Source organism: Streptomyces venezuelae ATCC 10712 (assembly GCF_008639165.1).
Lineage (GTDB): Bacteria > Actinomycetota > Actinomycetes > Streptomycetales > Streptomycetaceae > Streptomyces > Streptomyces venezuelae.
The window spans coordinates 4,205,350-4,217,500 of sequence record NZ_CP029197.1; the positions used below are offsets into that span (position 1 = coordinate 4,205,350).

Genomic DNA, 12,151 nt, shown 5'->3' on the forward strand with positions numbered 1-12,151 from the left:
CCCCCGGGGAAACCCCGAGGCGTACACCCGCCGCGGCCGACACAATGAGCCGGTGCGGTATCTCATCCTCGGCACCACCGAGGCCCTCGGTCCGGGCGGCGCCGTCCTTCCCCTCGGCGGCGCCAGGCTGCGCGCGCTCCTCGCCGCGCTCGCGCTGCGCGGCGGACAGGCCGCCTCCGTCGCCGAGCTCGCCGACGACGTGTACGGGGACGCGCCGCCGCAGGACGCCCCCGCCGCCCTCCAGGCCCTCGTCGGACGGCTCCGCCGGATCCTCGGCAGCGAGGCCGTCGCCTCCACCCCCGGCCCCGGCTACCGGCTCGTCGCCGCCCCCGAGGACATCGACCTGTACGTCTTCCGGCGCCGGGTCCTGGACGCCGGCGCCCGCCTCGACGCCGGCGACGCCGACACCGCGGCCACCCTGCTCCGCGAGGCCCTCGGGCTGTTCCGCGGCCCCGCCCTCGCCGACCTGCCCGAACCGGCCGGCGTCCGGCCCGAGGCGCAGCGGCTCGCGGCCCTGCGGCAGCGCGTCGAGGCCGATCTGCGCCGGGGCGCCACCGACGGACTGGTACCGGAGCTGACCGAGCTCACCACCACGTACCCGTACGACGAGGCCTTCCGCGCCCAGCTCATCCGCGCCCTGCGGGCCGAGGGCCGCCACGCCGACGCCCTCGCCGCGTACGAGTCGGCCCGCCGCACCCTCGCGGACGCCCTCGGCGCCGACCCGGGCCCCGAGCTCACCGCACTCCACCAGGAGCTCCTCGCGGGCCCGCCCCCGTCCCGTACGGGCGGCCCCGCACCGGCCCCGGACCATCCCGGCGCCGCACCCGCCCGGGCCCGTCCCGAGACGCCACCCGCACCGGCCCCCGGCAACATCCGCCGCCGCCTCACCTCCTTCGTCGGCCGTGAGCCCGAACTCGCCGCGCTCCGCTCCGACCTGGCCCGGTCCCGGCTGGTCACGCTCACCGGGCCCGGCGGCTCCGGCAAGACCCGGCTCGCCGAGGAGGCCGCCCTGAGGGCCGCCGCCCCCGCCGCCGAAGGCACCGCACCCGCCGCCTGGATCGTCGAACTCGCCCCCCTCGACGACCCCGAGGCCGTCCCCGGCGCCGTCCTCTCCGCGCTCAGGCTCCGCGAGATCAACCTGATCAACCGCGACGGCACCGCCCTCCAGGACGACCCCACCGCCCGTCTCGTCGAGCACCTCGCCCGCGGCCCCCTCCTCCTCGTCCTCGACAACTGCGAGCACGTGATCGGCGCGGCCGCCGCCCTCGCCGAGACCCTCCTCACCCACTGCCCGCAACTCCGCGTCCTCGCCACCAGCCGCGAACCCCTCGGCGTCCCCGGCGAGTCGGTCCGCCCGGTCGAACCCCTGCCGCCCGACCCCGCGCACCGCCTCTTCGCCGAGCGCGCCCGCGCCGTACGGCCCGCGTTCGACCCCGAGCGGGACGGCGGCGCGGCCGTAGACGAGATCTGCCGCCGCCTCGACGGCCTGCCGCTCGCCATCGAACTGGCCGCCGCCCGGCTGCGGCTGCTCACCCCGCGCCAGATCGCCGACCGGCTCGACGACCGCTTCCGCCTCCTCACCTCAGGCTCCCGCACCGTCCTGCCCCGCCAGCAGACCCTCCGCGCGGTCGTCGACTGGTCCTGGGACCTGCTCGACCCCGACGAGCGCACCCTGCTCCGCCAGGTCTCGGTCTTCGCCGGCGGCTGGGACCTCGCGGCGGCGGAGGCCCTCTCCCCGCACGCCGCCGACGTGCTCGGCGCCCTGGTCGACAAGTCCCTCGTCGTCGCCGCCCCCACCGAGGACGGCGAGATGCGCTACCGGCTCCTGGAGACCATCCACGAGTACGCGGTCGAGCGCGCCGCCGAGACCCCCGAGGTCCTCGCCGCCGCCGAGGCCACCCACACCGCCCACTTCACGGCCCTCGCCGAGACCGCCGAGCCCAAGCTCCGCTCGGCCGAGCAGCTCCCGTGGATCGAGCGGGTCGAGCGCGACCTGGACAACATCCGGGCCGCGCTTCACCGCACCCTCGTGACCTCACCCGCGGAGACCGCCGCCCTCCGGCTGGTCTTCGCCATGGGCTGGTTCTGGTGGCTGCGCAACTACCGCCCCGAAGGCCTGGGATGGGTCGACCGCGCGGTCGCGCTCGGCGACGACCCGGACGACCCGGCCGACCCCCGGTACTGGCCCCGGATGAACCTGCGCATGCTGCACTTCTTCCTCGCCGTCGAGAGCCGCACGATGAAGGAGTTCGAGGAGGCCGAGACGATGGCGGTCGCCCGCCGCGTCCGGGCCGCGTTCGGCGAGCCGCCCGGCCCCGAGGGCGCCCGGTTCCCCGGACTGCTCTGGCCGTTCACCGCGTACCTCACCGAGGAACCGGCCGTGGTCCGCGGCCTCCTCGACGAGGCCGTCGCCAACTGCCGTCGTCACGGCGGCGACTGGGAGGTCGGCGTGAGCCTCATGTTCCGTACGCACATGGTCGTCGACATGCCCGGCGGCATGCCCGGCATCGACGACGACCTGGCCGAACTCGCCCGCCTCTCCCGGCGGGTCGGCGACCGCTGGATGGGCGCCCAGATCGCCAGCGCCGCGGGCGAGGCCCACATGCTGCGCGGCCGCCTGACGGAGGCCGAGGAGGCGTACGAGGGAGCGCTCCGCCAGGCCCGGGAGGTCGGCGCGCACGCCGAGTCCCCGTTCCTGCTCGCCCGCCTCGCCGAACTCTCCTACCGCGCCGGGGACCTGGAGGGCGCGGAGAAGGGCCTCGACGAGGCCGCACGGGAGGCCGAGCGCTACCACGTGCGGGACACCGGCGTGTTCGTCTGCTTCCTGCGCGCCTCCCTCGCCCTGCACCGCGGCGACGTCGCCGGGGCCCGCGCCCAGCTGGAGGAGGCGGGCCGCACGGTCTCGACGGGCGCGCCCCCGCCGCACTTCGAGGCGGCCCTCCTGGGGCTCTCGGCGCGGGTCGAGGCGGCGGAGGGCAGGGAATCCGCCGTCGCCACGGCCATCGCCGCGCTGCGCCAGGCACGGGACGCGCAGTGCTCGGACTTCGTCACCACGGGGCTCGGGGACGGGCTCGCGGTCGTCCTGTCCGCGGCGGGCGAAGCGGAGCCGGCGGTACGGGTCATGACGGCCGTCGAGGGCTGGTCCGCGGACCGGCCGCCGTCGGTCCCGGGCAAGAGGGAGCTGCGGGAGGTGACGGACCGGGCGCTCGCGGCGCTCGGCCCGGCGGGCCTCGCCGCCGCCCGGGCGGCGGGCAAGGGCCTCGCCCTGGACGAGGTCCTGTCCCTGGCCGAGGCCGTCGCCGAACGGTCGAGCCCGGACCGGCAGGGATCCGCGAGCGCCGGACGCTCCGAGCCTGACCGGGAGGGATCCGGGCCTGACCGGCAGGGATCCGGAAGCGCCGGACGCTCCGGGCCCGACCGGCCGGGATCCGCAAGCACCGGGCGGTCCGCCCCTGACCAGCCGGGGTCCGGGCCCGACCGGACGCGGTCCGGGACCGTCAGGAGCAGCTGATCCGCGACTGGGCCCAGTCGGCGATCGCCGCGCGCCCGAGCGCCCCGTCCTCCTCCACCACGAGCCGGATCGTGTCGCGGCCCGCGATGTCGACGTGCACCGGGACCGGCGGGTCGCCCGCCCGGACCACGTCGGAGCGCCAGAGCCGCTCGTCGTCCCCGTACACGGAGAAGCGGACCCCGCCGATCCCGAGCAGGGCGCTCATGTCGTCGACGCCGACGACCGCGTCGTAACTCGTGCACTGCCGGTTGAGCTTGATGACCAGGGACGAGGGCGCGTGGACGCTCACCCCGTGCGCGTACCGGGTGCCGCCGAGGGAGAGCCCGTTCCGCTGCCACATCCAGCTGCTGTCGGAGAGCGCGACCTCGGGCTTGGTGCCGTCGCCGAAGATCCCGTAGTCCAGCTCGTTGACCTGGTAGACGACCGGGGCCGCGGGCGGCGGCTTCGGCTTCGGCGAGGGCTTGGCGGGCGCCGGGGTCGGTGTGGGGCTCGGCTTCGGCGGCGGCGGGGGCGGCGGAGTGGGCTTCGGCGGTGGCGTCGGCGTCGGCTTCGGGGCGGGCTCGGCAGGGCTCGGCGGAGGAGTCGGCGTCGGCGTGGGCGCCGGCGTCTCGACCCGTACCGGCGGGGGTACGGGCTTGGGCGTCGGCTTCGGCGGCGGCGCGGGCTCCGCCGGTACGACGGGGGTGACGACGGGCTGCGTGGGCCTGGGCGCGGCCACCGGCTGCGGGTCCCCGGCCATGGCCCAGACGAGTCCGGCGGCCGCGGCGACGGCCACGGCGGCCGCGATGCCGGCCTTCGCGGGCGCGCCGAGCCCCTCGGCGGCGGCCCCGCCGGAGGCCGCGCCGCCGGAGGACCCGGTGGCGGCGGCCGCGGCGCCCGCCGCACCCGCGCCGACGGCGCCGCCGGCGACGACACCGGCGGCCTTGAGCGAGTACCCGGCGGCGAACCAGCCGATGACCGCGACCGGGAGCAGCGCGGGGATGCCGGCGTTGACCTGGGCCAGTTCACCGGCGGCGACCCGGCATTTGGCGCACTCGTCCAGGTGCTTGCGCAGTCCGCGCTCGGCGCGCATCCGCAGTCCGCCGCGCGCGTAGGCGCCGAGCCGGTCGGCGTACCGGGCGCAGTCGCCGCCGGCCGTCAGGGACTGGCTGACGTGGGCCTGCAGGTAGGCCTGCTTGAGGCCTTCGCGGGCGCGGCTGGCGAGCACGGCCGTGGCGTTGGCGGTGAGGCCGAAGAGCGGCGCGACCTCGCTCGGGGACTCCTCCTCGACGGTGGTGTGCCAGAGCACGGCCTGCCAGCGCTCGGGCAGCGAGCGGAAGGCCTGCATGGCGAGGGACTGCTCGGCCTCGTGCATGGCGAGGACGTCGGCGCCGAGGTCGAGTCCGGCGCCGAAGGACGCGCCCTGGTCGGAGACCTCGGAGGCGCGGGCGGCCTCGGCGGCGAAGACGGCGAAGTCCTCGACGAGGTGTTCCCGCTTCTGCGTCCTGGCCCAGTTCGCGGCGACCCGGCGGACGGTGGTCATCAGATAGGCGCGCACGGCCTGTTCGGGCCCGGCGCCGCCCCGGACGGCCTGGAGGGTACGGGCGAAGACCTCGGCGGTCAGGTCGTCGGCGGTGTGCGCGTCGCGGCAGCAGGTCCTGGCGTACCGGCGTACGGCGTCGGAGTGGCGGCGGAAGAGCTCCTCGTACGCCGAGTCGTCGCCTTCGCGCATGAGCTGGACGAGTTCGGAGTCGGAGGGCGGCAGGTCGCGGGGCGGCGGGAGGACGGTGTCGGGCTCGTCGGCCCCGTCTGCCTCGGGATCGTGCCCGGCGCCGAAGGGAACGGTCCCTTCGGACGTCGCACCGGCTCCGGCGAAGGTTCCCGCTTCCCCGGCCCGGCCGGAGGCCTTGCCCTCGCGCTGCGGCGGCACGCTCGCGTCGAGCGGTGCGGGGTGTCCCGGCGCGCCGGAGAGACCGCCCGGCCCGCCCTGGCTCGGCACCTGCCGGGAGGGGAGGCCCCCGGTCTCGGCGGCGCCTCCGTTGCCCAGCGGCTCGTCCCGACTGTCACCGCTCATCGCGGAAGCCCCCGTACGCATGCTCAGACCCGAACACCGGCCAAGCCTGCCACAGAGCGCGGGCACGCCGAAGCGCCGCGTCCACTTACCACTCGTCCGGGGCCACTTCGGGTATCCGGGCGTAACCGCTCACACGTTCGTGTCATGCTCGTTGGTCCGCCCGGACCACGACCGGCCACCGCCCGGACCACGACGACACCGCAGCCGGACCACGCCCGGACCACGGCGACACCGCGGCCCGGACCACGACCCGGCCGCCCCCGCGCGTGCGCGAGGGCGGCCCGCTCCTACCGGGAGCGCAGGCCCTCGAGGAGGATGTCCAGCAGCCGGGCCGAGGCCGCCGCCTGCTGCACTGCGTCCGGCAGGGCCGGGGCGGCGGTGGCGATGACCAGGAGGACGTCCGCCACGGTCACGTCGGCGCGCAGCTCGCCCGCCTCACGCGCCCGGTCGACGAGCCGGCCGACCACCTCGAGCAGCTCCGAGGCGCCCGCGTCGTCCTTCTCCTCCGCCGGCACGGGCCGGGGCGCGACCACACGCGCGTCGCCCTGCTCGGCGACACCCCGCTGGTACGGCACCCGCGCCGCGTCTTCCGGCTCGTCCGTGTCGCCACCGAGCGGCAGCACCGTGACGTCGTCCGAGCCCACCCGCAGCACCTGCGGCGGCAGCAGCCGCCCCGCGCCCGAGGCCACCGAGGTCCGCAGGAACCGGGAGAGCGCCGACCACGGCTCGTCCTCCTGGCCGAGCGCGGCCCGCGCCTGCTCGGTCAGCCGGGAGGTCTCCTCCTCGGCTATGCGCCTGACCAGCACGTCCTTGCTCGGGAAGCGCCGGTAGACGGTGCCCACACCGACGCGGGCGCGGCGTGCCACGTCCTCCATCGGGGCCCCGTAACCGAGCTCGCCGAAGACCTCGCGCGCGGCCCGCAGGACGTGCTCCAGATTGCGCTGGGCGTCCACCCGCAGCGGCGCGGACCTGCCGCCGACCACCGGGGCGCCGTTGCGCTCGGGCCCGGCGACGCCCGCGTGCGGGCCGTCGTCCACGGTCGCCGTCCCGGCGCCCGTCTGCCATCGTGAATCCTGAATCTGCATAAGCGTTCCCCCGCTCATGATGTCTCCCCCCGGAGACTTCCCCGCCCTGACACGGGGCTTCCGGCCGGTAGCGCTTCGGTCCACGCGCTCCCATCCGACACCCCGACGAAGTACGAACATAGTTGAGTCCGGGTCAATTCAGAAGGGGGAGTTCCGTACGGTGCGCCCCCCGATCGGAGCAAGGACCGGAACACTCCCCTTTCACACCCCCCACCGAACCGGCCACGCCCACCCTGACCTGCACCGTTCCACCCCGACCCGGTTCATACGCCACCCCGCGCCTCCGTACCCCTCCGGTCACACAATTTGCCGGGGCTGTGGACAAACCACGGACGGCGGTGCGTCATGGGACAGTGACCGAACCTGCGCGCATTCTCGTGGTCGGCGGTGGCTACGTCGGCATGTACACCGCGCTGCGCCTTCAGCGGCAGCTCAGGACCGAGCTGAGAGCCGGCGCGGCCGAGATCGTGGTGGTCACCCCCGAGCCGTACATGACGTACCAGCCGTTCCTCCCCGAGGCCGCCGCCGGTTCGATCTCCCCGCGCCACGTCGTCGTGCCGCTGCGCCGGGTCCTCGACCGCTGCCGGATCGTCATCGGTGAGGTCCAGTCCGTCGACCACGCCAAGCGGACCGCGACCCTGGCGACCCTCGCCACCGCGGAGGAGGGCACCGGCACGCTCGACCTGACGTACGACGAACTGGTCATCGCACCCGGCTCGGTCTCCCGCACCCTCCCGGTCCCCGGCCTCATCGACCACGGCATCGGATTCAAGACCGTGGAGGAGGCCATCGGCCTGCGCAACCACGTCATCGAGCAGATGGACATCGCCTCCTCGACCCGCGACCCCGCGATCCGCGACGCCGCCCTGACCTTCGTCTTCGTCGGCGGCGGGTACGCGGGCGTGGAGGCGCTCGCCGAGCTGGAGGACATGGCCCGCTACACGGCGCGGTACTACCACAACGTCAAGCCCGAGGACCTGCGCTGGGTCCTCGTCGAGGCATCGGACCGGATCCTCCCCGAGGTCGGCGAGGAGATGGGCAGATACGCCGTCCGCGAGCTGCGCGGCCGGAACATCGACGTACGCCTGGAGACCCGGCTGGAGTCCTGCGAGGACCGGGTCGCCGTCCTCAGCGACGGCACCCGGCTGCCCACCCGCACCGTCGTCTGGACCGCCGGCGTCAAGCCCGCCCCGGTCCTCGCCGAGACCGACCTGCCGCTGAACGAACGCGGCCGGCTGCGCTGCACGGCCCAGCTCGCCGTCGAGGGCGCCCCCCACGCCTGGGCGGCCGGCGACGCCGCCGCCGTCCCCGACCTGACCTCGGACGAGCCGGGCAAGGAGTGCGCGCCCAACGCCCAGCACGCCGTCCGCCAGGCGAAGGTCCTCGCCGAGAACATCACGGCCTCCCTGCGCGGACAGCCGCTCAAGGAGTACGCGCACGCGTACGCCGGCTCCGTCGCGTCGCTGGGCCTCCACAAGGGAGTCGCCCACGTCTACGGACGGAAACTCAAGGGATATCCGGCCTGGTTCATGCACCGCGCCTACCACCTCAGCCGGGTGCCCACCTTCAACCGCAAGGCCCGGGTCCTCGCCGAATGGACCCTGTCCGGCCTGTTCAAACGGGAGATCGTCTCCCTGGGCTCGCTGGAACACCCCCGCGCCGAATTCGAACTCGCCGCGGCTCCGCCCCCCGACAACGGCGACAAGCCGTCGTCCTGACATCACTGTCAGTGCACTCGTCCACACTGGACGTGTGACCATAGGTGGGCTCACACCTGCACAGCGTGACTCTGCACGGCACCGACACCACGAGGCATAGAGATCCGTGAACTTCACCCGTTGGAGCGCCCGGCTCCCCGGCACACAGCGCCGCGCGGCGCGGGGGACCGAAGGCTCCGTGCCCGCCGCCCGCGGTGAGTACGCGCAGCAGCTGGGGCACCTGACCGACACCGACGACCCCGACGACCCCGACGACGCGGCGGCCGCCGCGGCCGCCGGCGTCCCCGCCCTCGAGGACTTCTCCGTACGGGAACTCCTCGGCCGCCTCCCCGGCCTGGTCGCGCTCGTGTACGGCCCGGAGCACCGCATCGCCTACGTCAACGACGCCTATGCCGCCGCATTCGGCCCCCGCCCCGCGGGCACCACCGTCGCCGACACCTGCCCCGAGGCCGAGGAGCTGGGCCTGCTGCCCCTCCTCGACCAGGTGCTGCGCAGCGGCAAGCCGCGCACGGTCAAGTCCCGCCGCACCCAGGACGGCGGCTCGTACACGGTGACGTGCCTGCCCGTGGACAGCCCGCACCTCGACGGCGGCGGGGTCCTCGTCCACGCCGCCGACGTCACCGACCACGCCGAGGCAGCCGAGCGGCTGCGGGCCAGCGAGCGCCGGCACCGCGAGACCGCCGTCACCCTCCAGCGCTCCCTGCTCCCGCAGGACCTCGAACAGCCCGACGACCTGCGGATCGCCGCCACCTACCAGCCCGGCGGCACCGACGCGGCCGTCGGCGGCGACTGGTACGACGTGATCACCCTCGGCGCGGGCCGCACCGCCCTCGTCATCGGCGACGTGATGGGCCGGGGCGTGCGCGCCGCCGCCGTCATGGGCCAGCTCCGCACCGCCGTCCGGGCCTACGCGCGCCTGGACCTGCCTCCGCACGAAGTGCTCCAGCTCCTCGACGGCCTCGCCGCCGAGATCGACGCCAGCCAGATCGCCACCTGCGTGTACGCCATCCACGACCCCAACGAGGGCAAGCTGGTCTACGCCTCGGCGGGCCACCTCCCGATCCTCGTACGGGACGAGGACGGCACCGTCCGGCGCGCCGAGGACCCGACCGGACCCCCGCTCGGCACCGGCGGCTGGCTGCACGCCTCCGGCTCCATCGCCCTGCCGCCCGGCTCCACCGCCGTCCTCTACACCGACGGCCTGGTCGAGCGGCGCCGCGAGGACATCGACGAGGGCGTCGCCGCCCTGGCCCGCGCGCTCTCCGGCGCCAGCGGCACCCCGCAGGTGGTCTGCGACCGGCTGCTCCGCTCCCTGGGGGTCACCGCCGAGCACGACGACGACGTGGCCGTCCTGGTCGTCCAGCACCCCTCCCGTAAGGGAGCGGACGCGGAGCTCTTCCACAACGCGGCCCTGGAACTCCTCGGCGGTGTGGAGGCCGCTCCCCGCGCGCGTGCCTTCGCCTCCGGGGTCCTGTCGTCCTGGCGTTTCCCGGTCGAACTGCGCGACCTCGGAGTCCTCGCCACCAGCGAGCTGGTGGCGAACTCCCTCCAGCACGGCACCCCGCCCATGCGGCTGCGGCTGCGCCGCACCGACCGCCGGCTGATCATCGAGGTGACGGACGGCGACGACCACCTGCCGCGCCGGCGCAGGGCGGAAACGGAGGACGAGGCGGGTCGCGGGATCTCCATCATCGCGACGATCGCCTCGTCCTGGGGGAGCCGCCGCACACCGGGCGGCGGCAAAGCGGTCTGGTGCGAGTTCGCCCTGCCCGACTAGACGGGCAGGGCGGCACGGGCCGGCCTCAGGCGGCCGCGGTCTCCTTCTCGGGGATGTGCTGCGCCACGACCCGGGACGGCTTCACGGCGAGCGCCGGCTGGTTCTGCTCCGGGGTCAGCTGCCTGCCGAGGCGCACCGCGAGGAACGTGATGCCGAGCGAGAAGAGCACGAACGTCACGATGTACGGACCGTGCAGCGCGGCGCCCATGGGCCCGCCCACGGCCGGACCGACGGCCAGCGCCAACTGCTTGACCAGGGCGAAGGCCGAGTTGTACTGCCCGACCATCGACTCCGGCGCCAGATCGGCGACCAGCGGCGCCACGGTCGGCGACAGCATCGCCTCACCGAGCCCGAAGAGGGCGTACGTGGAGACGAAGGCCGCCGTCGCCATGGCCTGGCTGCCGTGCCCGAGGCCCGCGTACCCGGCGATGAGCCAGGCCACGGTCCAGATCAGACCGACGGCCGCGATCACCCGGGTCCGCTTGCGGCGCTCGACGAACTTCAGCACCAGGAACTGGGCGGCCACGATCACCGCGGTGTTGGCGGCGAGCGCGATCCCGAGCGTCGAGGGCTGGATGCCGGCGGCCTCCGTGCCGTACGCGGCGAGACCCGACTCGAACTGTCCGTAGCAGGCGAAGAAGAGGACGAAGCCCAGCACGCACAGCTGCACCATCGCCTTGTGGCCGAGCAGCGCGCGGACGCCACCGCCCTTGCCGCCCTCGGAGGGGCGGGCGCCCTGGAGCGCGGGGGAGCCCGGCATCCGCACCGTCCCGACGATCGCCGCCAGGACGAGGAACATCGCCGCCTCGATCGAGAACAGCAGGATGAAGCTGCCCGGACGGCTCGTGTCGACCAGCAGACCGCCGATCAGACCACCGACACCGAGACCCAGGTTCTGCAGGAAGAACTGCATGGCGAAGGCCCGGGTGCGGCCGACGGGCGTCGAGCACCAGACGATCATCGTGGCGAGGGCCGGCTGGAGCACGGCCGTACCGGCACCGAGCAGCGCCGCGGCCCCCACGGCCGCGGGCACGCTGGAGGCGAAGCCCATCGCCACCGCACCCACGGCGGCGGCCACCGAGGCGACCAGCAGGACGGGAACCGGCCCGCGCCGGTCGATGGCCCGCCCGCTGAAGGGCAGCACCACCAGCGCGGCCATGGCGAAGACGGCCAGCACGATGCCCGCCGTGGCCGCGCCCAGATCCCGCACCTGAGCGACGTACACATAGAGGTACGGCACGGTGAAGCCGAGTCCGAACGCGCTCAGCGCGCTGCCTGCCTGGATACGGCGCATCGCTGCGCCCCTCGCCTTGGTCACACTCACCCACTTCGGTCGCAGGTTCAGGGGTGTAGCCCTGAACCTTGAAGACTTCAACACTAAAGTTAGACTCTTAACAGTACACACCGAAGGACTTCAATGCCAACGAGACCCGTGGGATACTCCCCGCATGTCCGACAACCCCGAGCGGTCCGGCCCGCAGGCCCCCCAGGAGCCGAGCCTCGACGAGCAGATCGCCGCCTACCAGCGCGAGTTCCGCGACCTCGACCCCCAGGTCGAGAAGGTCGTCTCCGCCCTCGGCCGGCTGAACCGCCGGATGAACGTGGCGTACGGACGCCAGCTCGCCGACCTCGGCATCAGCAACGCCGAGTGGGAGGTCCTCAAGACCCTGGTCCTCTCCGGCGAGCCCTATCGCCTCGGCCCCGGCGAGCTCGCCAAGCGGCTGGGCCTCACCCCGGCCGCGATGACCCATCGCATCGACCGCATGGCGGGCGAGGGCCTGGTCACCCGCGACCGCGACGAGAACAACCGCGTCCGCGTGATCGTCGAGCTCACGGACGAGGGCCGCTCGAAGTGGCTGGAGGCCATGCGCATGGCCACGGCCTTCGAGGAGGACCTCCTCCAGGACCTGACCTCGGACGAGCGGGGCGTACTGGGCGAGATCCTGATCCGCCTGCTCCGCCGCGTGGAGCTCACCCAGCCCGACGCGGGCGGCCGCCTGACCGACC

At 74.7% G+C, this 12,151-nt stretch carries 7 protein-coding genes (1 of these 7 cut by a window edge); 4 read left to right on the forward strand and 3 right to left on the reverse strand.

The window, feature by feature from the left end:
• The first annotated feature begins 52 nt into the window (after nt 1-52).
• Nucleotides 53-3,511, forward strand: a complete 3,459-nt coding sequence (locus tag DEJ43_RS19340) for an ATP-binding protein (protein ID WP_015035068.1) — start codon at nt 53-55, stop codon at nt 3,509-3,511.
• On the opposite strand, the gene DEJ43_RS19345 is transcribed toward DEJ43_RS19340, so the two are convergent.
• A complete protein-coding gene (locus DEJ43_RS19345) occupies nt 3,498-5,564 on the reverse strand; it encodes a sigma-70 family RNA polymerase sigma factor (RefSeq protein WP_015035069.1) in 2,067 nt (688 codons plus the stop codon). The two genes, DEJ43_RS19340 and DEJ43_RS19345, sit on opposite strands and share 14 nt — an antisense overlap.
• Nucleotides 5,565-5,851: 287 nt before the next feature.
• Complete coding sequence (locus DEJ43_RS19350; protein WP_233447966.1) at nt 5,852-6,649, reverse strand: TetR/AcrR family transcriptional regulator; 798 nt, start codon at nt 6,647-6,649, stop codon at nt 5,852-5,854.
• Nucleotides 6,650-7,002: 353 nt separating this feature from the next.
• On the opposite strand from DEJ43_RS19350, the gene DEJ43_RS19355 reads away from it, so the two are divergent.
• Together DEJ43_RS19355 and DEJ43_RS19360 are read left to right on the forward strand one after the other, a co-directional pair.
• The gene (locus DEJ43_RS19355) at nt 7,003-8,367 is read left to right on the forward strand and encodes an NAD(P)/FAD-dependent oxidoreductase (RefSeq protein ID WP_015035071.1); all 1,365 of its coding nucleotides are present in this window, start codon (nt 7,003-7,005) and stop codon (nt 8,365-8,367) included.
• Between the two features lie 106 nt (nt 8,368-8,473).
• Nucleotides 8,474-10,144 (forward strand): ATP-binding SpoIIE family protein phosphatase, encoded by a 1,671-nt coding sequence (locus DEJ43_RS19360; protein WP_015035072.1) that lies wholly within the window; start codon nt 8,474-8,476, stop codon nt 10,142-10,144.
• A gap of 25 nt (nt 10,145-10,169) precedes the next feature.
• Here the strand turns inward: DEJ43_RS19360 and DEJ43_RS19365 are convergent, their stop codons facing one another.
• Nucleotides 10,170-11,438 (reverse strand): MFS transporter, encoded by a 1,269-nt coding sequence (locus tag DEJ43_RS19365; RefSeq protein ID WP_015035073.1) that lies wholly within the window; start codon nt 11,436-11,438, stop codon nt 10,170-10,172.
• Nucleotides 11,439-11,592: 154 nt separating this feature from the next.
• Between DEJ43_RS19365 and DEJ43_RS19370 the strand changes: the two genes are divergently transcribed.
• Nucleotides 11,593-12,151, forward strand: partial view of a MarR family winged helix-turn-helix transcriptional regulator gene (locus tag DEJ43_RS19370; RefSeq protein ID WP_015035074.1) — the 5' portion only. Its footprint extends 8 nt past the window's final position; only the first 559 of its 567 coding nucleotides appear in the window; it begins with the start codon at nt 11,593-11,595; its stop codon lies beyond the right edge, outside the window.

Bases quoted from the DNA above. Each gene is read 5' to 3' on its own strand.
- DEJ43_RS19345 (WP_015035069.1), bottom strand. From the start codon at position 5,564: ATGAGCGGTGACAGTCGGGACGAGCCGCTGGGCAACGGAGGCGCCGCC.
- DEJ43_RS19350 (WP_233447966.1), bottom strand. From the start codon at position 6,649: ATGCAGATTCAGGATTCACGATGGCAGACGGGCGCCGGGACGGCGACC.
- DEJ43_RS19365 (WP_015035073.1), bottom strand. From the start codon at position 11,438: ATGCGCCGTATCCAGGCAGGCAGCGCGCTGAGCGCGTTCGGACTCGGC.